This window comes from Paenibacillus wynnii, from assembly GCF_030812855.1.
GTDB lineage: Bacteria > Bacillota > Bacilli > Paenibacillales > Paenibacillaceae > Paenibacillus_AQ > Paenibacillus_AQ wynnii_A.
Genome location: NZ_JAUSTK010000014.1, coordinates 100,726 through 120,450, shown reverse-complemented (window position 1 = coordinate 120,450; position 19,725 = coordinate 100,726). Strand labels below are relative to the sequence as shown.

At 46.2% G+C, this 19,725-nt stretch carries 16 protein-coding genes, 1 tRNA gene, 1 other RNA gene and 1 pseudogene; 17 read left to right on the top strand and 2 right to left on the bottom strand.

Annotated elements, in window-relative coordinates; all coding sequences use genetic code 11:
• Window positions 1-158 precede the first annotated feature (158 nt).
• The 4 genes and pseudogenes from J2T20_RS15140 to J2T20_RS15125 form a co-directional block, all read left to right on the top strand.
• A pseudogene (locus J2T20_RS15140) lies at window positions 159-503 on the top strand (GNAT family N-acetyltransferase); the annotation flags it as partial.
• Between the two features lie 116 nt (window positions 504-619).
• Complete coding sequence (locus tag J2T20_RS15135; RefSeq protein ID WP_307589681.1) at window positions 620-1,372, top strand: SIMPL domain-containing protein; 753 nt, start codon at window positions 620-622, stop codon at window positions 1,370-1,372.
• 256 nt (window positions 1,373-1,628) lie between these two features.
• Complete coding sequence (locus J2T20_RS15130) at window positions 1,629-2,729, top strand: PdaC/SigV domain-containing protein (RefSeq protein ID WP_307589678.1); 1,101 nt, start codon at window positions 1,629-1,631, stop codon at window positions 2,727-2,729.
• Between the two features lie 102 nt (window positions 2,730-2,831).
• The gene (locus tag J2T20_RS15125; RefSeq protein WP_307589676.1) at window positions 2,832-3,470 is read left to right on the top strand and encodes a GDSL-type esterase/lipase family protein; all 639 of its coding nucleotides are present in this window, start codon (window positions 2,832-2,834) and stop codon (window positions 3,468-3,470) included.
• Window positions 3,471-3,544: 74 nt separating this feature from the next.
• Here J2T20_RS15125 and clpP read toward each other — a convergent pair whose 3' ends face one another.
• Together clpP and J2T20_RS15115 are read right to left on the bottom strand one after the other, a co-directional pair.
• Window positions 3,545-4,141, bottom strand: a complete 597-nt coding sequence (gene clpP / locus J2T20_RS15120) for an ATP-dependent Clp endopeptidase proteolytic subunit ClpP (RefSeq protein ID WP_307589674.1) — start codon at window positions 4,139-4,141, stop codon at window positions 3,545-3,547.
• Window positions 4,142-4,335: 194 nt separating this feature from the next.
• Window positions 4,336-4,410 (bottom strand) — tRNA-Arg (locus J2T20_RS15115).
• A gap of 301 nt (window positions 4,411-4,711) precedes the next feature.
• Between J2T20_RS15115 and J2T20_RS15110 the strand changes: the two genes are divergently transcribed.
• The 13 genes from J2T20_RS15110 (at window position 4,712) to J2T20_RS15050 (ending at window position 19,639) form a co-directional block, all read left to right on the top strand.
• Window positions 4,712-5,764: a sugar-binding transcriptional regulator gene (locus J2T20_RS15110; protein WP_307589671.1), complete on the top strand. Its 1,053-nt coding sequence runs from the start codon at window positions 4,712-4,714 to the stop codon at window positions 5,762-5,764.
• A gap of 116 nt (window positions 5,765-5,880) precedes the next feature.
• On the top strand, window positions 5,881-6,891 hold the full coding sequence (gap, locus tag J2T20_RS15105) for a type I glyceraldehyde-3-phosphate dehydrogenase (protein WP_307589669.1): 1,011 nt from the start codon (window positions 5,881-5,883) through the stop codon (window positions 6,889-6,891).
• A gap of 172 nt (window positions 6,892-7,063) precedes the next feature.
• Window positions 7,064-8,245 carry a phosphoglycerate kinase gene (locus tag J2T20_RS15100; RefSeq protein ID WP_307589667.1) on the top strand — a complete coding sequence of 394 codons (1,182 nt, stop codon included), beginning with the start codon at window positions 7,064-7,066 and terminating at the stop codon, window positions 8,243-8,245.
• Between the two features lie 24 nt (window positions 8,246-8,269).
• Window positions 8,270-9,022: a triose-phosphate isomerase gene (gene tpiA / locus J2T20_RS15095; protein WP_307589665.1), complete on the top strand. Its 753-nt coding sequence runs from the start codon at window positions 8,270-8,272 to the stop codon at window positions 9,020-9,022.
• 2 nt (window positions 9,023-9,024) lie between these two features.
• The gene (gene gpmI, locus J2T20_RS15090) at window positions 9,025-10,569 is read left to right on the top strand and encodes a 2,3-bisphosphoglycerate-independent phosphoglycerate mutase (RefSeq protein ID WP_307589663.1); all 1,545 of its coding nucleotides are present in this window, start codon (window positions 9,025-9,027) and stop codon (window positions 10,567-10,569) included.
• A gap of 64 nt (window positions 10,570-10,633) precedes the next feature.
• Complete coding sequence (gene eno, locus J2T20_RS15085) at window positions 10,634-11,920, top strand: phosphopyruvate hydratase (RefSeq protein ID WP_307589661.1); 1,287 nt, start codon at window positions 10,634-10,636, stop codon at window positions 11,918-11,920.
• Between the two features lie 206 nt (window positions 11,921-12,126).
• A complete protein-coding gene (gene secG / locus J2T20_RS15080) occupies window positions 12,127-12,360 on the top strand; it encodes a preprotein translocase subunit SecG (protein WP_307589660.1) in 234 nt (77 codons plus the stop codon).
• 241 nt (window positions 12,361-12,601) lie between these two features.
• Window positions 12,602-15,484 carry a ribonuclease R gene (gene rnr / locus J2T20_RS15075; protein ID WP_307589692.1) on the top strand — a complete coding sequence of 961 codons (2,883 nt, stop codon included), beginning with the start codon at window positions 12,602-12,604 and terminating at the stop codon, window positions 15,482-15,484.
• 502 nt (window positions 15,485-15,986) lie between these two features.
• Window positions 15,987-16,466 carry an SsrA-binding protein SmpB gene (gene smpB / locus J2T20_RS15070; RefSeq protein ID WP_036651280.1) on the top strand — a complete coding sequence of 160 codons (480 nt, stop codon included), beginning with the start codon at window positions 15,987-15,989 and terminating at the stop codon, window positions 16,464-16,466.
• 200 nt (window positions 16,467-16,666) lie between these two features.
• Window positions 16,667-17,031, top strand: a transfer-messenger RNA (tmRNA) gene (gene ssrA, locus J2T20_RS15065).
• Window positions 17,032-17,206: 175 nt separating this feature from the next.
• The gene (locus tag J2T20_RS15060; RefSeq protein ID WP_307589658.1) at window positions 17,207-17,662 is read left to right on the top strand and encodes a UPF0158 family protein; all 456 of its coding nucleotides are present in this window, start codon (window positions 17,207-17,209) and stop codon (window positions 17,660-17,662) included.
• Entirely contained in the window at window positions 17,655-18,074 is a 420-nt protein-coding gene (locus tag J2T20_RS15055; RefSeq protein WP_307589656.1) for a hypothetical protein, read from the top strand. Before J2T20_RS15060 ends, J2T20_RS15055 begins: the two co-directional genes overlap by 8 nt.
• Window positions 18,075-18,259: 185 nt before the next feature.
• Complete coding sequence (locus J2T20_RS15050; protein ID WP_307589654.1) at window positions 18,260-19,639, top strand: tetratricopeptide repeat protein; 1,380 nt, start codon at window positions 18,260-18,262, stop codon at window positions 19,637-19,639.
• Window positions 19,640-19,725: the final 86 nt, after the last annotated feature.

Below are 19,725 nucleotides of genomic sequence, written 5' to 3'. Positions count from 1 at the left end.
TAGGGACACCGCAAATTCAAGGCTGAGGACATGGGGCGTTGGCTCTGTGGATGAATCAGCAATAAAAGAGAAAGAGTTTTTTCTTTCGAAGCCCCCACTTCAAAACCTTTGGTTTAAGTGGAGGTAGTTCACGTGATAATGAGCTAGCGGTGAATCTTCCGGATGGTTGGGTCCCCACTTCTACCTATTGGTTAGTTACGGCTGATGACCGTGTGGTGGGAGCCGTAAATCTAAGACACCGGTTGAATGAACGGCTGCTAAACAGCGGAGGGCATATTGGTTACGGCATCCGACCTTCGGAGAGGCAAAAGGGATATGCAACGGAGCTCCTTAAGCAATCTCTGCTAAAGGTAAAAGAACTGGGAATAAATAAAGCTCTTGTCGTCTGTGACGCCACGAATATCGGTTCAGAGAAAACGATTCGTAATAATGGCGGTGTGGAGGATACGATTTATACGGAGGAAAATGGTAATGTGATTAAACGGTTTTGGATTGAGGCATAATCGTTGATAGATCGGCAGAATTTATTTTATATGAGGAAAGAAACATTGCAACTTTTACCAAAGGGTCTCGTCTAGAGAGTACAAACATTTTATAAGAGTGAAAGGGGATGGCAAGTGTGAAGAATTGGGTTAAATCATTCGGATCGGTGCTGCTGGCGGGAAGCTTAATTATGGGGGGGATCGGCCTGAGCGGAGCGTTTAAGGGTCCGGAGAAAGCTTTTGCCGAGGATGTGCAGAAAAATATAGTAAACGTAGTCGGTAAAGGAGAGTTATCGATCAAGCCGGATATTGTGTACCTTTCCATCGGGGTGGATACATCGGCGGCAACCGCCCAAGAAGCTCAAAAAAGTAATGGTGCAAAGATCACGAAGCTGACAACGCTTTTCAAGACGACTTGGGCGATTGCAGATAAGGACATTCAAAGCACTCAGTTCTATGTACAGCCTAACTACAGCTATAGTGAAAAAGAAGGCCAACAGATTAAAGGCTATAATGCCCACCACACCTTGCAAATTGCTTACCGTGATCTGTCCAAGGTTGGCGCATTGCTTGATGCTGCTTCCGCAGCGGGAGCGAACAATATTGGGAATGCCCGTTTCGCAGTTGAAGATTCCTCTGCTTTTGAAGCACAGGTAATCGGCAAAGCCATGGCAAATGCTGATGTTAAGGCAGGAGCGATTGCTACGGCGGCAAAACGGAGTCTCGGTCAAGTAGTCACAGTCACTCAAAGTGATGTAAGCAACAACCCTGTCTACTATGACAATATGAAGATGGAGGCGGCTGCGGCAGATTCCGCTGGTGGTACCTCTGTGCAACCGGGTGAGGTAAAGATTACCACTATGCTTAGCGTAACGTATGAATTGAAATAAGATTGTCCGTACCATAAGGGTTCGTAGTAAGATAGGAGGTTTACTTCTGCTGATATAGCGGGGCAAACCTCCTTTTTTGTTACTCTTTTCAATGAAGGTGAGTTAAACCTCTCAATTTGTTTAAAGGATTGTAATAAGATGGTTTGATCTTGCTTCTAATTACTAAAAAAGTGTAAAGCGTTTTGTTACATCCGGGCTATGCCAGTTTATTATAATGAGATGTATCGAGTGCAACAGCAAAAAGGAGAAGTGGAATATGCATTTTTTATGGAAAAGTACCCGCAAATGGGGCGTTAGCATGATTGCCTTAGGTGTTTTGCTCGGAGGGGGAGCCCTTGGGACAGAGACAAGCTTTGCAGCAGGTTCAACAACCCAAATCAAGAAAGTGGATAACTCAATAGTGATATTAAAGACTAATGGAATCATTGCGCAGCAACAAGGGATTTACCGTGAAGGGAAAGTTTGGGTTCCTGTAAGTTTTATGCGTGACACCCTACACATGCCGGTTTCTTATAATAAAGCGGAGAACACCTACACAATAGGAACAGGAATTAAGCAGATCAAGTTAATGGTGTCCCCATATGGGGTTTCGATTGCTGCGAATAATTATTTTATCCGTGAGTATGACGGAATGAATCTTAATAATCGCCTTTATGTGCCTTTTGGTCTTTTGGATGATTACCTGGGGTATCAGGGGGATTGGAATGCAGCCTCCGGTAGACTTAATGTACTCACTAGGCCACAGAATGCCTTGACCGTTACAACGGGGAGTTATGTGAAGTTAAAAGAAGGCGCCAACATCAAACTCGATTATCCGCAGATCAGCGGTCTTGGCAACCTTGATACGCAAAAAGCTATTAATGACACCTTGAAGCAGACCATAATGAGCTTTGCGGCAGCAGCAGAGAAAGATATTGCGAATAAAACAGAAGAGGATCGCCCGTACGAGTTCGACGCCAATTATATTGTTACTTACAACCAAAACGGCGTCTTGAGTCTGGTTACGGAGCAGTATAGTTATACAGGCGGCGCCCACGGAATGACTTACCGCAACGCCTTCACCTTCTCTCTGAAGGATGGCAAGCGTCTGCTGCTGGGTGATCTGTTCGGAGCCAATCCCAACTACAAGAAAGAGCTTAATGCCAAGCTTAGTAAGCTGATTAAGGCTGAGGGCGGCTATCTGGGAGGGTTCAACGGTCTGAATACCGAGAAATACTTTTACTTAAAAGAGGGCAAGGTCGTTATCTTCTTTCAGTTATATGAGTATACGGCCTACGCCCAAGGGTTCCCAACCTACACATTCAAATTCACCGAACTGCTGCCGGATGGAACCAGCCCGTTTGCTAAGTTGAAATAGGCTGAATATATAACGCCAGCTAAGGACATCTCCCCGTTACCTATTCCGGCTCCAGCTCATATCCTAAATTATGAATTTAGCATATGAATGGGGGAGGGGAGAATGATGGGCTATCGATATACTGCGATCGGGGATTCGCTGACAACAGGATTTGGCGCGCTGCCCGGTAATGGGTTTGTGCCGGTGTATAGCAGGATGGCCGAGGCCAGTCTGCGCTCCAAGGTTGTCTATACGAATCTAGGGGTAAACGGGTTAACAACAGTAGAGCTGGAACAGCGATTACGCGGAAATAGTATGTTCCGTCAAGCACTTCAGGAAGCCGATCTTATTACTCTATCTATTGGCGGGAACGACCTGATTCGTGCGGCTAAATCCTCAGCGGGACAGCAGGGGAGTACCTTGGTTGTGCTGCGAAATGCCTTGCAGGAATGCAAGAAGAACTTCGACGGTATTATGGGTACATTGTGGCAGTTGAAAAGGAATTCCAGAAGCCTTTATATTATCCGGATTGTTGGGTTGTATAATCCCTATCCAAGACTTGATGAAGCGTCTGATTGGGTCATGCAGTTCAATCGACATGCCTCACAGTACAATAGCCGGAGTTGTGGATTTGCATCCATTTACAATAGTTTTGCGGGGAATGAAAGAGAGTTGTTATTCTTAGATCATATTCATCCTAATAAACGGGGTCACTATGTAATTGCCGAGAAGCTAAATAATTTGGGTTACGGTATGTTGTAATGAAAGATTCTGCTAATAAAAGACCCCGTATCTGCGTTTGAGGCAGATACGGGGTCTTATTCATTTCAAATTACTTATACACCGGTTGGCAGTGTTTTCTCAATAACCTTATCAACGATACCATATTCAGCTGCTTCAGCAGCAGTCATGAAGTAATCACGATCTGTATCCTTCTCAATCCGTTCCAGCGGTTGACCGGTACGTTCGGACAAAATGCGGTTCAACTTGTCGCGAAGCTTAAGAATGCGGCGTGCACGGATTTCGATGTCCGATGCCTGACCTTGAGCACCGCCCAAAGGTTGGTGAATCATAATTTCACTGTTCGGCAAAGCGAAACGTTTGCCTTTGGCACCGGCGTTAAGCAGGAAGGCTCCCATGGAAGCTGCCATACCCACACAGATGGTAGATACATCAGGTTTAATGTATTGCATTGTATCAAAAATAGCCATACCCGCAGTAATGGAACCACCCGGACTGTTCACATATAGATGAATGTCCTTATCCGGTTCCTCGGCAGCCAGAAATAGCATTTGCGCGATAATGGAATTGGCTACCACGTCATTAACCTCTGTTCCAAGGAAAATGATGCGGTCCTTCAGCAGGCGGGAATAGATGTCATAAGCGCGCTCGCCGCGGTTGCTTTGTTCTACGACCATAGGAATATAACTCACGTGGAAAACCTCCTTGAGATTGGCTGTTAGAATGTTCTTTCATTGTTACTCTTACCGTAATAACCACATGATAAACAAATTCAAACAAAAAGTCAAAGAAAGTCAAACTTATTCAAAAAAAAAGAGCCATCAGTGGGCACTTTGGTTAAATCATATTATAGGCTTTGCTAAAAAATGCATGTTATTAATAATTATGGCGCGCCCGCCAAGAATCGAACTTGGATCTCAGGCTTCGGAGGCCTACGTCATATCCATTGGACCACGGGCGCAACAGAAATTATTATAATACAAATGTGATGCAAAAGCAAGGAATATCTCCGTGCTCTTTTAGAAGCTAAATTGAGGTTAATTTTTTCAAGGAGACCTTATGCGTTAATTAGTACCCTATAAATGGGCCCCTTAATGTTATTAATGTATAAGAAGAAAGGCGGTTGTGAATTCTACTCTCGGAAGACTTGCTTTCAGGGCAAAATTTGGGTAGAATATGGGTGGGACTTAAAAAGTTAGCCCGGGACATTTTAAGACCATGACAAAGGGAATAGAGAAAGACGAAGTTGCAGGAGTGAAAGCATGCGTAACTTATTAGAAATACAAAAGCAGCTTCTGCCTGATCTCATGGAAACCCTTAAGAGACGGTATACGATTCTTCATCAGATCATGCTGTCCGATATTATTGGGCGCAGAACGCTTGCCGCTTCCTTGAACATGACGGAGCGCACCTTGCGTGCCGAGACAGATCTTCTGAAATCGCAGGGGCTTATCGAGATCGACAGTGTGGGTATGCGAATCAGTGATGCTGGCCGCAGCTTGCTAGATCTGCTGGAGCCAATCGCCAAGAGCTTGTTTGGTCTAGACGATCTGGAGGAGAAGATACGCTCAACGTACGGTCTGAGTAAAGTAATTGTTGTCCCTGGTGATTGTGAGACATCCCCGTTCACCAAACGCGAGCTTGGGCGCGCAGGTGCCAAAGCATTGCTTGGTGTACTTCGGAGTGATGACACGATTGCTGTAACTGGCGGCTCCACACTGGCCGAAATGGCGGATCAGCTTACACCGCCGCTACCCCTATCTTACAAGGATGCCTGGTTCGTACCGGCTCGTGGAGGATTAGGAGAAAGCATGGAGATACAGGCCAATACGATTGCCTCAACAATGGCAAAACGGGTTGGAGCACAATACCGGTTGCTGCATGTTCCAGATCTGCTTGGTGAGGATGCTTACCAGTCCCTTGCCCAGGATTCCAATACAAGGGAGATTGTGCAGATTATCCGTCGTTCACGTATTATTGTTCACGGAATTGGAGACGCCATCGAAATGACTCGACGCCGGAAGCTGGATGAGGCAACGGTTTTGGAGATTCAGGAAGAAGGCGCAGTAGCCGAATCATTCGGTTATTATTTTAATGAAGATGGTCAGGTTGTTCACACTATGCTTACGATGGGACTGCGTCTTGAGGATATCATTCGCACGGAAGTCGTAGTCGGTATAGCTGGTGGCAAACGCAAATCCAAAGCCATTCACGCCATGCTCCGGTTTGGGCAAGAGGATATTCTTGTGACGGACGAGGCGGCTGCAGTGGAAATTGGCAGAGAAATTGATGAACATGTACAATTAGTGCACTAGCTTCCATTATGTGGGGGGCGCAATCTGTTTTTTTGCATTATACTTAACTTTGTTGTCTTGACAAGCTTAACGGCCTGTCTTGAATAAATAAAACGAATTCTAGGAGGAACTATTCAATGAGTGTTAAAGTTGGTATTAATGGTTTTGGACGTATTGGACGCCTTGCATTCCGCCGTATTCAAAATGTAGAAGGTATCGAAGTGGTAGCAATCAATGACTTGACTGACGCTAAGATGCTTGCTCATTTGTTGAAATATGATACAACTCAAGGAACTTTCAACGGTGATGTTGAAGTTCATGAAGGTTTCTTCAAAGTAAACGGTAAAGATGTTAAGGTTCTTGCGAACCGCAACCCTGAAGAATTGCCTTGGGGCGAGCTCGGCGTTGATATCGTACTGGAATGCACAGGTTTCTTCACAACTAAAGAAGCTGCTGAGAAACACTTGAAAGGCGGAGCTAAGAAAGTAGTTATCTCTGCACCAGCTACTGGCGACATGAAAACTGTCGTTTACAACGTAAACCATGACATTCTTGATGGTACTGAAACTGTAATCTCCGGTGCTTCTTGCACAACTAACTGCCTGGCTCCTATGGCAAAAGTTCTTCAAGACAACTATGGCATTGTTGAAGGTTTGATGACAACAATTCATGCTTACACTGGCGACCAAAACACTTTGGATGCTCCACACGCGAAAGGCGACTTCAGACGCGCTCGTGCAGCAGCTGAGAACATTATCCCTAACACAACTGGTGCTGCTAAAGCAATCGGTTTGGTTATTCCTGAACTTAAAGGCAAATTGGACGGTGCAGCTCAACGTGTTCCAGTAGCAACTGGTTCCCTGACTGAATTGGTTACTGTTCTTGAGAAAAATGTAACTGTTGAAGAAATCAATGCAGCTATGAAAGCCGCTTCTGATTCCGAAACTTATGGTTACACTGAAGATGAAATCGTATCTTCCGACATCAAAGGAATCACTTTCGGTTCCCTGTTTGATGCTACACAAACTAAAGTATTGACTGTTGGCGACAAACAATTGGTTAAAACAGTTGCTTGGTATGACAATGAAATGTCCTACACTGCACAATTGATCCGTACTTTGGAGCACTTTGCAAAAATCGCTAAGTAATATTGATTTTATATAAGTTCAGCTCGGGGAGCGGAAACAGAACGTCCTTGTTTCCGCTCTTTCTGAGAAAATAAGCAAAGTATAAGGTTAACTTCATACTTTGCTTATATTTCTTGAAAGTACATTCCTTGGATTCCTGACCGTATAAATTTTGGGTGTGGAGGAAATAGACATGAATAAGAAAAGTGTTCGTGATGTAGAAGTAAAGGGTAAACGCGTTTTCGTACGGGTGGATTTCAATGTACCTGTAGAAGATGGAAAAATCACCGATGATACACGTATCCGTGAAACTCTTCCAACAATTAAATATTTGATCGAGAACGGTGCAAAGGTTATTCTTGCGAGCCATATGGGCCGTCCTAAAGGCGAATTCGTAGATTCCATGCGTTTGACAACTGCAGCAACTCGTCTGTCCGAACTTCTGGGCAAACCGGTAGCTAAAGCTGATGAAGCTATTGGCGAAGCTGTAAAAGCTCAAATCGCTGAACTTGGCGAAGGCGATGTAATCGTTCTTGAGAACGTTCGTTTCTACCCAGGTGAAGAAAAGAATGATCCTGAACTGGCTAAGCAATTCGCTGAGCTTGCTGATCTGTTCGTAAATGACGCTTTCGGCGCAGCTCACCGTGCTCATGCTTCGACAGAAGGTATCGCTCATTTCTTACCGGCTGTATCCGGTCTGTTGATGGAGAAGGAATTGTCTGTTCTAGGTAAAGCTCTTTCCAACCCGGAACGTCCTTTCACGGCTATCATTGGCGGTTCGAAAGTTAAAGACAAGATTGATGTTATCGATAACCTGCTGACTTTGGCTGACAATGTTCTGATTGGCGGCGGCCTTGCATTTACATTTACTAAAGCTCAAGGTCACGAAATCGGTAATTCCCTTGTAGATAACGACAAAATCGATACTGCTCTAGGATTCATCGAGAAGGCTAAAGCCCTTGGCAAAAACTTCTTGCTTCCAGTGGATGCAGTTATCGCTGACAAATTTGGTGCTGATGCCAACACTAAAGTGGTTGACGTAGCAGATATTCCTGAAGGTTGGATGGGTCTGGATATCGGTCCAAAAACTGCAGCAATGTATGCTGATGTAATCAAAAACTCCAAATTGGTTGTTTGGAACGGACCTATGGGTGTGTTCGAAATCGATATTTTTGCTGAAGGTACTATTGCAGTAGCTAAAGCTTGTGCAACTACTGAAGGTTACACTGTTATCGGCGGCGGAGATTCCGCAGCTGCAGCAGAGAAATTCCAACTGGCTGACCAAATGGATCATATCTCCACTGGCGGCGGCGCATCACTCGAGTTCATGGAAGGCAAGGCGCTTCCTGGCGTAGAAGCTTTGAACGACAAGTAGGACGTAGAAGGAGGCTATCAAGTTATGAGAACACCAATTATTGCAGGAAACTGGAAGATGTTCAAAACGGTTCCGGAAGCCGAAAGCTTTATCTCCGAAATCAAAGGCCAAGCAGAAGTAGAAGGCGTAGAGACTGTGATCTGCGCGCCATTCACTAACCTGCCGGCTTTGGTAGCAGCGGTAAAAGGCACAACCATCAAGGTTGGCGCACAAAACCTGCACTTCGAAGATAACGGCGCCTACACAGGCGAGATTAGCGGCGTAATGCTGAAGGATCTCGGTGTGGATTATGTTATCATCGGACACTCCGAGCGTCGCGCTTATTTTGGCGAGACTGACGAAATCGTGAACAAAAAGATGCATGCGGCATTCCGTCACGGCATCACTCCAATTGTCTGTGTTGGCGAAAAGCTTGAAGAGCGTGAAGCTGATCAGACTAAAGATGTGTGTAAAGTTCAAACTGAAGCTGCATTCGCAGGACTCAGTGCTGAACAAGCTGCACAAGTAGTTATTGCTTACGAGCCGATCTGGGCTATTGGCACAGGTAAATCTTCTACATCTCAAGATGCTAACGAAGTTATTGCTTACATCCGTACCCTTGTAAAAGGTCTGTATGATGAAGCGACAGCTGAAGTTGTTCGTATTCAATACGGCGGTAGCGTGAAGCCTGAGAACGTAACTGAATATATGGGCCAAAGCGATATCGACGGCGCGCTTGTTGGCGGTGCCAGTCTGCAACCTGCTTCCTTCGTTTCACTAGTTGAGGGGGCATTGTAACGATGTCAACACCAAGACCCGTTGCTTTAATCATTATGGATGGTTTCGGATTGCGTAACACAGCTGAAGGCAATGCAGTTGCCCAAGCTAACAAACCTAATTACGACCGTTATTTGACTCAATATCCGAACACAACTCTTACCGCTTGCGGTGAAGCTGTTGGTCTTCCGGAAGGGCAAATGGGCAACTCCGAAGTTGGCCATTTGAATATTGGAGCAGGACGAATCGTATATCAGGATTTGACTCGCATTGACAAATCTATCCGTGACGGAGAGTTCTTCGAGAACGAAACGCTGGTTGCTGCAGTAAGAAATGCTAAATCAACCGGCAAAAAGCTTCACCTGTATGCGCTTGTATCCGACGGAGGGGTACATAGCCATATTAAACACTTGTTTGCCATGCTGGATCTTGCTAAGAAAGAAGATATGCATGAAGTATATATCCATGCATTCATGGATGGCCGCGACGTAGCTCCCGACAGCGGACAAAAGTTCGTCCAAGATCTGATTCTCAAGATTGAGGAAGTCGGCGTAGGAACAATTGCTACCGTATCCGGACGTTATTTCGCGATGGACCGTGACAAGCGTTGGGAACGTGTTGAAAAGGCCTACCGCGCTATGGTTTATGGCGAAGGCCCGAAATATACCGATGCACTTCAGGCGATCACTTCTTCTTACCAGAATTCTGTGTATGATGAATTTGTTGAGCCAAGTGTAATCGTAGACAGCGAAGGTAAGCCAGTAACAGCAGTTGAGAGCGGCGATTCCGTGGTGTTCCTCAACTTCCGTCCTGACCGTGCCATCCAACTGTCGCAAGTATTCACGAACCAGGATTTCCGCGGTTTTGATCGTGGACCCCTGTTCCCGCAAAATCTACACTTCGTATGCTTGACCACGTTCAGTGAAACGGTGCAAGGCTTCGTTGCCTATTCTCCGAAGAATTTGGATAACACATTAGGTGAAGTGCTTGTACAACAGAACAAGAAGCAGTTGCGCATCGCGGAAACTGAAAAGTACCCGCATGTTACCTTCTTCTTCAGCGGTGGACGTGATGAGGAGCTTCCTGGTGAAACCCGCATTCTGATTAACTCCCCTAAAGTGGCAACTTATGACTTGCAGCCAGAGATGAGTGCTTACGAAGTGGCGGCGGCCTGCGTAGCAGAAATTGAAGCTGATAGACAAGATGCCATTATCCTGAACTTTGCTAACCCTGATATGGTTGGACACTCCGGTATGCTGGAGCCAACAATTAAGGCTGTTGAAGTTACGGATGAATGTGTGGGTATGGTAGTGGATGCAGTAGTCGCTAAAGGCGGCGTTGCAATCATTATCGCGGATCATGGTAATGCGGATATGGTATTTGACGAGAACGGTCGTCCGTTCACAGCTCATACTACGAACCCAGTTCCTTTCATTCTTACATCTGAGAATGTTGTACTGCGTGATTCCGGTATTCTTGCAGACGTAGCACCGACGATTCTGGATCTGATGGGACTTCCGCAACCTGTGGAAATGACCGGACAATCCATGATTGCCAGCCGTAAGTAATCCCATTCCTATCTGGTTCATCAATTAATACCAAAAAACAAAAGTTAAAAGGAGACTAAATTACATGACTATTATTTCTGATGTGTATGCTCGCGAAGTCCTCGACTCCCGCGGTAACCCAACTGTAGAGGTTGACGTTTATCTTGAATCCGGTGCTAAAGGCCGCGCTATCGTTCCTTCCGGCGCTTCCACTGGCGCTCATGAAGCTGTAGAGCTTCGTGATGGCGACAAATCCCGTTACATGGGCAAAGGCGTTCTGAAAGCTGTTGAGAACGTAAATGAAATTATCGCTCCAGAAGTAATCGGTATGGACGCTCTTGACCAAGTGGGTATCGACAAATTGATGATCACCCTTGATGGTACTCACAACAAAGGTAAGCTCGGCGCTAACGCAATCCTGGCTGTATCCATGGCCGTAGCTCGTGCAGCAGCAACAGCTTTGGATATTCCTTTGTACGTATACCTGGGCGGATTCAACGCTAAAACTCTTCCAGTACCAATGATGAACATCATCAACGGTGGTGAGCATGCCGACAACAACATCGACGTTCAAGAATTCATGGTTCTTCCTGTAGGCGCTCCAAGCTTCAAAGAAGCTCTTCGCATCGGTGCAGAAATCTTCCACAACTTGAAATCCGTACTTAGCTCCAAAGGCTTGAACACAGCTGTAGGTGACGAAGGTGGTTTCGCACCGAACCTTGGTTCGAATGAAGAAGCTATTACTACAATCATCGAAGCGATCGAAAAAGCAGGTTATAAACCAGGTGTTGACGTATTCCTGGGTATGGACGTTGCTTCTACTGAGTTCTACAAAGACGGTAAATACACACTTGCTGGCGAAGGTAAATCTTACACTTCCGCTGAGTATGTTGACCTTCTTGCTTCTTGGGTTGAGAAATACCCAATCATCACAATCGAAGACGGTATGTCCGAAGACGACTGGGATGGCTGGAAATTGCTTACTGAAAAATTGGGCGACAAAGTCCAATTGGTTGGTGACGACTTGTTCGTTACTAACACTGAGCGTCTTGCAACAGGTATCGAAAAAGGTATCGGTAACTCTATCCTGGTTAAGGTTAACCAAATTGGTACATTGACTGAAACTTTCGATGCTATCGAAATGGCTAAACGTGCCGGTTACACAGCAGTTATCTCTCACCGTTCAGGTGAATCCGAAGATAGCACAATCGCTGACATCGCAGTAGCGACTAATGCTGGTCAAATCAAAACAGGTGCTCCTTCCCGTACAGACCGTGTTGCTAAGTACAACCAATTGCTTCGCATTGAAGATGAACTGGGTGAACTGGCTCAATACGACGGTATGAAATCTTTCTACAACCTCAAAAGATAATAGGCTTTCTTAACCAAAGCCTATGAAAGGCCTGCCGATTTCGGCAGGCCTTTTTTTCGGTAAAAAATAAAGTGATTATAGGCGGCATCAGCAGTTAGGCTGTTGTATTACCTTCCTTCTTATGTTAAAATAAAAATGCTGTTTATGAATCGTGAAAACTAAAATTAGCATAGATAGTGATGCTTAGGCGTAGGAGGTGGAAGTGAATGGATATCTTTTTGAAAGTAATGCTCCTAGTTTTTTCCGTCGGTCTTATTGCGGTCGTTCTTCTGCAAAAAGGGAAAAGCGCAGGTCTTTCCGGTGCCATCTCCGGCGGTGCTGAGCATCTCTTCGGTAAATCTAAGGCACGTGGTATGGAGCTCGTACTGCAACGTGTAACAGTTGGACTGGCAGCAGGATTCTTTATCATGGCAATCCTTGCAGCTGTTTTTATCGACTAATTACTATTTAAATAAACCTTCGCTCTCTTCTGTATGGGATGGGTGAAGGTTTTTTTGTTGTAATTTTACAAGGTTTAATCTTTAGATTGCAGGAACAGGGATGCCGGAGATTGATTTCGTGTATACTAGGGTATGAAGTATTATAAAGGTAAAATTTACTTGTAGGTTTTTTTGTGCAGTAGGACAAGACATACATATATACTGGCGGCTAAAGGCTGCCATGGAGGCCGAGGTGACGAACATGATAACAGAAGAAATACTACTTGATTTTATGCGGGAAACCGCTTATAAGCCAATGCCTTATGACGAGTTAGTGAGCCATTTCGCTCTTAGCGATGATCTTCAGTTCAAGGCGTTCGAAGAACTGTTGCTTGCTCTAGAACAGGATGGACGAATTGTATTGACCCGTAGTGCCGCTTATGGTGTTCCGGAACGTATGGATTTAGTGAGAGGGCGTCTGCAGGCTCATGCCAAAGGTTTTGCTTTTCTCATTCCTGACGATCGGGATCACCCGGATGTCTACATTCATGCCAATGATTTAAAAGGAACGATGAACGGTGATATCGTGTTGGTACGAGTGACCGGGAAAAGTCCGTCCGGTGGCCGGATGGAAGGCGAAGTGGTAAGGATTGTTAAAAGAGGAGTGCTGCAAACCGTCGGTGTATTCCAAAGCTTTGAGACTTACGGTTTTGTACTGCCGGATGACAAACGGATTAATCGTGATATTTTTATCCCGAGAGAGTCATTTAAGGGCGCGGTAGACGGCGAGAAGGTCGTTGTTCGAATCGTGAATTATCCGGAGGGCCGTTCGGCTGCAGAGGGTGAAATTGTTGAAATTCTAGGTCACAAGGATGACCCGGGTGTGGATATTCTATCCATTATCCGTAAGCACCAACTGCCGGAGGGATTCCCGGATGAGGTTATGAATGAGGCGAACCAAGCCCCTGACTCCATTACGGATGAAGAAATCATACAGCAGGGACGCCGTGACCTACGTGGGCTTAATATTGTCACCATCGATGGCGAAGATGCCAAAGATCTAGATGATGCTGTTAACGTGGAGCGTCTAGAGAATGGAAATTACAAGCTGGGCGTTCATATAGCGGATGTTGGGTATTATGTTCGTGAGAGCTCGGAACTGGATAAAGAAGCTTACGATCGCGGCTGCAGCGTGTATTTGGTTGACCGCGTAATTCCGATGCTGCCGCATCGTTTGTCTAACGGGATTTGCAGCTTAAATCCGCAGGTAGACCGGCTGACGATGTCTTGCGAAATGGAATTTAATGAGCATATGAAGGTTGTGAAGCACGATGTCTTCACGAGCGTAATTCGAACCAAAGAAAGAATGACCTACTCGAACGTCCGCAAAATTGTGGAGGATGAGGATCCGGAGCTGTTGGAACGCTACAGCCCTCTGATCGAGGATTTCCGTCTGATGAAGGAGCTTGCGATGAAGCTGCGCGATGCCCGGATGCGGCGCGGAGCTGTCGATTTTGACTTTGAAGAAAGCAAAATCATTGTGGATGAGAACGGCAAGGCCATTGATATTGTAAAACGTGAGCGTTCTGTCGCGGAGCAGATTATCGAGGAATTCATGCTTGCAGCTAACGAAACGGTTGCAGAGCATTTCCACTGGCTGAAGGTTCCATTCCTATACCGGATACATGAAAATCCGGATCCAGAGAAACTCCAGAACTTTATGGCCTTTGCAGCTAATTTTGGCTACCATGTCAAGGGTCGTGGCAATTCGGTACATCCGCGGGCTTTGCAGGATCTTCTGGAGCAGATTCAAGGTACTAAAGAGCAGACGGTTATCAGCACAATGATGCTGCGCTCGATGAAACAAGCGAAGTATGATGCCGAGAGCACAGGCCATTTTGGATTGGCTGCTGAATATTACTCTCACTTTACTTCTCCGATCCGGCGCTATCCCGATTTGGTGATCCACCGTGTAATGCGTGAGGTTCTTGAGAATGGCGGTGCCCTGAGCGAGAAGCGGCACGAGTACTTGTCCAGCCGGATGCCGGACATTGCCCAGCAATCATCCGAACGTGAACGTGTTGCGGTGGAAGCCGAGCGGGATACGGAGCAGCTGAAGAAGTGTGAATACATGAAGGACAAGGTAGGCGAGGAATTCGATGCCATGATCAGCAGTGTGACCAGCTTCGGGATGTTCATCGAGCTGGATAACACAGTCGAAGGCCTCATTCGTCTCAGCGCGCTGACAGACGATTACTACCACTTCGACGAAGCTCATATGGCGCTCATTGGCGAGCGCACCTCGAAGGTGTTCCGTATTGGGGACGAGGTTAAGATCCGAGTCGCTAAGGTCAACATGGACGAACACACGATAGACTTCGAGTTGGTCGACATGAAACCGCGTGCGGAGGGCGAGCACCGCAGAGGTGGCTTTAACGGCGGCCGCGGGGGCAACGGCGGCCGCAACGGCAACGGCAGCAGCCTCGGCAAAGCTGCCGCTGGGGGTAAGGTCGGCGGCGGCAATGGCAAAGGCCGCGGCGGTAAGGGCAAGCCCGGGGCCGCAGGCCCGGGCAGAGCGGACGCGGGGGGCAAAGCCCGCGTTGGTGAAGGGCCGCGCGGAGCGGCCGGTGGCGCCGCAGGCAGTGCGGCGGGCGGGCGCGGCAAGCGCAAGCGCGTGCAAGGCGCCGGCGAGGGCGCAAGCGGTGCCGTGGCGCAACTGCCCGGCATAGAAGGCGCAGGCGCGCAGCGCGGCACTGGACCGGCGGCAGCGCGTGAGCGTGCCGGCGTGCCGGCAACGAACGGCTCCGGTGCCAACGGAGGCCGTGGTATTAACTTCGGCTTCGGCTCCGGCAAAGGCGGTTACGGAGGTCCGGGCGGGGAAGAATCCCTCGGCTTTGACCGTAACACCAGATTCCGCAGCCGCGAGGATCGTGGACCCAACGGCGGTGGCACCCCTGACCGCGCTAACAGCGGTACAGAAGGCAAAGCCCGCCGTAAGAGAAAGCCAAAGAACGGCGGCGTCTTCATCGGCCAGTCCGTAACACCGGGCAACGGAGAAAACACCGACAATCCAGCTGCTGCTAAGCGGAGCGATAATGCTCCAGGCGGCAACGGCGGCGGACGTAGGAAGAAAAAACAAACATAATCCATTACTATTGAGCGTTGTTCCCTCGGTTAGGGAACAACGCTCTTTTAAATATTACTGAAGCGATTACCACCACTCCAACCGCCCCCACCACTCATATCGCCCCCCATTATGCCACTTCGCACGTCCCGACTCCGGTTTAATTGTACTTTGTACAACTAAACGACTCTCTTTTTAACAAATTAGCGGTTTAGATGTACTTTATACAACTAAAATCAGCTAACAACCTCTAAAAGAGCCTGCACCACCAAAATAGATGTAAAAAGTGCAACTAACTGAAGTTTGAGGTAGGCAGATGCGGAAATAGTTGTATGGAGTGCAATTAAAGTGGCGAAAGCGATCAGAAATAATCAGGAAACCTAAAAGGACGGGGGAGTTGAACAGCTGACGTCCTTGCGTTACTTCGAATTCATTTGTTACAATATAGATCTGACGTTCTAATAACCCTAAAGGTTGGATTTTTTCAATTAGAGCTCTGAATTTGATTCAAGGAGTGATTCTCATGGGCAAAAAAGCAGATGGGAAAGTGCTCGCTCAGAACAAAAAAGCTTCCCATGATTATTTTATCGAGGACACTTATGAGGCTGGCCTGGTACTGACGGGAACGGAAATTAAGTCGCTGCGGAATGGGCGTGCTAACATTGGGGATGCCTTTGCCACCATTCGGAACGGCGAGATTCACATTCACAATATGCACATCAGTCCTTTTGAACAGGGCAATCGAGCGAACCCGGATGACCCGACACGTACACGCAAGCTGCTGATGCATAAGGTCCAGATACTTAAGCTGCTTGGACATTCCAAGCGTGAGGGTTTCACTATCGTGCCACTTAAAATTTATGTGCGAAACGGTTACGCCAAGTTATTAATCGGTTTAGGTAAAGGTAAGAAAGAGTACGACAAACGGGATACAGCTGCCAAAAGAGATGCACAGCGCGATATCCAACGTGTACTGCGTGATAAGCAAAAGATCGCCAGATAAACTTGGATCACCAAATCGCAAGGTTCCAGAATCAACCTTCAATTCCTTTAACCCTCGTGTTAAAGTATTGATAAATGTGATATAATGTTTAAGTAAAAGCTTAATGCTTAACTTCTGAACAGTCTCTTCTGATGAAGTAGCTGTGGATTGGATCTTTTTTGCTTGAGGATCCGCTTGATCCGAAGAAGCCCTTTTAATGAGGGGCCGTTCTTGGATTCGACGGGGGTAGTTCGAGCATGAGTAGCGAGTAGTGGGGACGCGTCCGCTTCATCAACGCTAAAGCCTATTAAACGGCAAACAACAAACAAACTACGCTTTCGCAGCCTAAGAAACTGTGCGCGTGCTTCTACTCTGCATCGTCCATGTGACAGGGCTAGGGGCTAACAAGTAGTGGAATACGCTGTCTCATCTCCGCCTGGGGTGAGCTGAAGAAGATAATCAGGCTGACCCAACGTATAGCCGGTTACGGGGCGATACTCGGGTGACATCAAAACTGTGACTACACTCGTAGAAGCTTATGTGCCGTTATCTTCGGACAGGGGTTCGACTCCCCTCGGCTCCATTATGCAAACCCGCTTATATAGCGGGTTTTTTGCTATTTCAGGGGCTATTCATTGTAGTCCAAATGGCTACAATGAATAGCCCCCAATATTTAGAGCCTCCTTACTGTCGGTTTATTCGTTTTCACTCTGACATAGTTCTGCTAAAATGGGTCATATAAATTAAGGGGGATGATTGAAATGAAATTGATGGACGAGCTCATAGAAGCCTATTTGGATCACAACTTTGAGCATTCGTATTTTTTGGATCTACTTTCTGGACAAGTCATTCTGGATCTGGATGAATCGTATACTGGTGAACCGGGTATTGATTGGGATGATGAGGAAAACGAGGAACGTTACGTCGATATTCCAAAAATTGATTCGAATGAGGCATTTTTTGTTATGACAAAATTTGCTCAGCGTACCGAATCCGATCCTGAAGAGAAGCTATTTTATGCCCTTAATAGTAATAAACCTTTTCGAAAATTTAGAGATACGCTTTATGAATTGGATATTTGGGAAGAGTGGAACAAGTTCGAAAACAAGTATGCAGAAGAAGCAATCCAATCGTGGATGGATCGCTCTGAACTGAATTATAATGAATTGAACGATAAGTTCTTTTTCACTATGAAAGGGCGTAGTTCGTTTGAATAGACATGAGTTACAGAAAAAGGTTCGCCATACGGTGCATCAATTGATCTGGGAGAAAGGGTATGCGAGCCCACTGGATTTGTTCTTGAAGATGGAGAAGATCTCCCCGAAGCTTGTAGAGGAATGGCGATTTGGAAGGGTTCCATACCTCGAGCGGGTTTTGCACGGTAACCTAGGTCAATTCAGCTTCATCATGAAAGAATTCCGGAAAACAGCGAGGGAGTTAGACCTTAAGGAATCCTACACCGCTTATATGTCCTGGGGAAAAGGAACGAAACGTCCGCTCCGTTTCTCGAGATCAGGTGAGTCTCAAGTTGAACGGCACTATTCTACTCACTTTGTGTTGCCCCGAAAAGTTGATCCAGTTAAACCTAAACCCGATGTAGAGGGATTATATCAAGCCGCAAGGATGTGATGAGATGGAAGAAGCACCGCTATACGGCATATGGTTCCGAACTCATTTGAATCAGAGGCAGACTAATTCCAGACACAAGGAAGCATTATGAAAATATTTGCCGGCTTTTCGGGATGAATTGATGAAACTGAACTACCGATAAAAATACATGGTCGATATGATTATTAAAAGGTGGGAATCACAATATGCCAACTCCCCATGCAGCTATTAATCCGTTGCTTATTTCCACTCTAACAGGGCAACCATTATCAAGCATTCCTGAGAAACCGACAGCTTCCCTGCTGCCTGGCGTTTTGACCAAACTCATCGTCAAACACAAAAAGAAGATCAATCCATATTTTGAACCCTACAAGAAGGTATTGATTTGCGGTCATTGCGGGAGTAAAGGACATTACGATCTCGGATTCATCGCGTTCAACCTGGACCATTGGCAGAAAGATGAGAAGGATTCAGAAGGCCAGCACACCCAAAGAGACATTTTGGATTATGTCCAAACAACAGGGTATTTTCGTTGCAAACAATGCAACAGAGCTGGGAACTGGAAACTTAAGGACCCATTATTCGGATTTAGTTTTTTGACGAGGTTGCTAGCTGGAGCTAAAGAAGATCAATCCCGTTACGGGGTAGGCCAAATTGCCCTTTATGATGGGAGTACTCCCAAGTGGGTAACCGATGCAGAAGAAAACTTCCTAACTAAGCTTTGTGAAAATGGTCAGGACGGATTTCTGTGGAATCGGTTAGGCAACCTGTATTTGAAAGGAGGGAGACCAGAGCTGGCCGCCGCTGCGTACGAGAAATCTCTTCAGGTGGATCCGTCCCAAGTGGAATCCCATTATTCACTGGGGGGGCTTTTATTTCAGGTTAATAACCTTGAGCAATCCGCTTATCATAGCAGAATGATGCTGATATACGCCCGCCATTACTCCAAGATGCCCATCCTTGAACTGAGAGAGATTTTGGCTATAGGACTGCAAAACTTATATGACATTCATACGGAGTCAAACCAGAAAATAGCGTTTATGCCGACAAAGGAAGAGCTTGAGGTTTTAGAATCATTTAAGGAAACGGCTGCAGGGGCTGAAGCTCCTACATTATCATTAGTGGACTTGGAGATTTTTCCGGATGAACGAAAATCGTTTTACCCTTTAGCGGAAATGTATATGTGGCTCAGAAGGGATGAAATTCCGGCCAGCGAGAGAACTTTAGATCAATACCTCCAAGAGAACCGCAAGCAGATCGTCACTAAGGCGATGAGTCATTCTGCACCTCAATTAGGCTTTGAGAATAGACCTATTGTCATAAAAGTAAGATCAGAAGAGAGAGCCGAGAAAATTTTTCAACTATGTGAACGCTATGAGCTCCAATGCATCATTGGAATTGAATATATAGAAGAGTTATCCGACCTTAGAAAAGCGTTAATGCAAAAGCTTAGCCCGACCAACGTATATGCTCCATGTCCATGCGGTAGCGGGCTGAAATATAAATTTTGTTGTGCCAATAAGCTTAAGAATTTCGATTTAGAACGGTTTATCGACGAAAATGATGCAGACGGTGGGGCTAACTGAAATTTGACGGAAAAGGAGTAGTTAAATTAATGGATGAGTCATGTTAGGAGACTAGTGCACGACTTTTGAAATAACCAATCAGTTAA

What these genes read in the sequence shown, in the direction of transcription:
- J2T20_RS15130 (WP_307589678.1), top strand. Translation starts at nt 1,629, where the DNA reads ATGCATTTTTTATGGAAAAGTACCCGCAAATGGGGCGTTAGCATGATT.
- J2T20_RS15125 (WP_307589676.1), top strand. Translation starts at nt 2,832, where the DNA reads ATGATGGGCTATCGATATACTGCGATCGGGGATTCGCTGACAACAGGA.
- J2T20_RS15110 (WP_307589671.1), top strand. Translation starts at nt 4,712, where the DNA reads ATGCGTAACTTATTAGAAATACAAAAGCAGCTTCTGCCTGATCTCATG.
- gap (WP_307589669.1), top strand. Translation starts at nt 5,881, where the DNA reads ATGAGTGTTAAAGTTGGTATTAATGGTTTTGGACGTATTGGACGCCTT.
- J2T20_RS15100 (WP_307589667.1), top strand. Translation starts at nt 7,064, where the DNA reads ATGAATAAGAAAAGTGTTCGTGATGTAGAAGTAAAGGGTAAACGCGTT.
- tpiA (WP_307589665.1), top strand. Translation starts at nt 8,270, where the DNA reads ATGAGAACACCAATTATTGCAGGAAACTGGAAGATGTTCAAAACGGTT.
- gpmI (WP_307589663.1), top strand. Translation starts at nt 9,025, where the DNA reads ATGTCAACACCAAGACCCGTTGCTTTAATCATTATGGATGGTTTCGGA.
- eno (WP_307589661.1), top strand. Translation starts at nt 10,634, where the DNA reads ATGACTATTATTTCTGATGTGTATGCTCGCGAAGTCCTCGACTCCCGC.
- secG (WP_307589660.1), top strand. Translation starts at nt 12,127, where the DNA reads ATGGATATCTTTTTGAAAGTAATGCTCCTAGTTTTTTCCGTCGGTCTT.
- rnr (WP_307589692.1), top strand. Translation starts at nt 12,602, where the DNA reads ATGATAACAGAAGAAATACTACTTGATTTTATGCGGGAAACCGCTTAT.
- smpB (WP_036651280.1), top strand. Translation starts at nt 15,987, where the DNA reads ATGGGCAAAAAAGCAGATGGGAAAGTGCTCGCTCAGAACAAAAAAGCT.
- J2T20_RS15060 (WP_307589658.1), top strand. Translation starts at nt 17,207, where the DNA reads ATGAAATTGATGGACGAGCTCATAGAAGCCTATTTGGATCACAACTTT.
- J2T20_RS15050 (WP_307589654.1), top strand. Translation starts at nt 18,260, where the DNA reads ATGCCAACTCCCCATGCAGCTATTAATCCGTTGCTTATTTCCACTCTA.